Raw genomic sequence first — 400 nt, forward strand, 5'->3', positions numbered from 1 at the left:
CCATTGATTAGCACCTCTTTGCGGTAATAGTTCCAGTACGAGGTGAGCTCGTCCCACTTACCATCGTTAAAGTTAAAATCGGCGTATTCATGGAATTCACCATCTTGTGGGTTTGCCCATATTGGTGTCGAATATTCGTAGACATAGCTACCATCAGGGATATTATTAAATCGAAGTTCAACATTGATGTAACCGTCTGCACCCCAGTCCTGCTTAGACTCCACGAAACTCTGCACGTAATCCTGCGTTACAGTGGTTAAAGTCTGAGCCCATTGAGCTTGATGGGTTTGAACATCGTCGATATCAAAGCCATTTACCGTGTATTCGGTTAACGTTTCGACCGCTTGAACGCCCTCTGCGACGTCCTCAAATTCCACTGATACACTATGTATTGTATCTA

General features: G+C 44.2%; 1 protein-coding gene. It reads right to left on the bottom strand.

The features are described from left to right. On the bottom strand, nt 1-377 hold a 377-nt coding region (locus tag AB4486_RS24090), incomplete at its 3' end, for a hypothetical protein (protein ID WP_372119138.1). Nucleotides 378-400 lie beyond the last annotated feature (23 nt).

The sequence above is a fragment of the Vibrio sp. 10N.222.55.C6 genome, assembly GCF_041473395.1.
Taxonomy (GTDB): Bacteria; Pseudomonadota; Gammaproteobacteria; order Enterobacterales; family Vibrionaceae; genus Vibrio; species Vibrio crassostreae_C.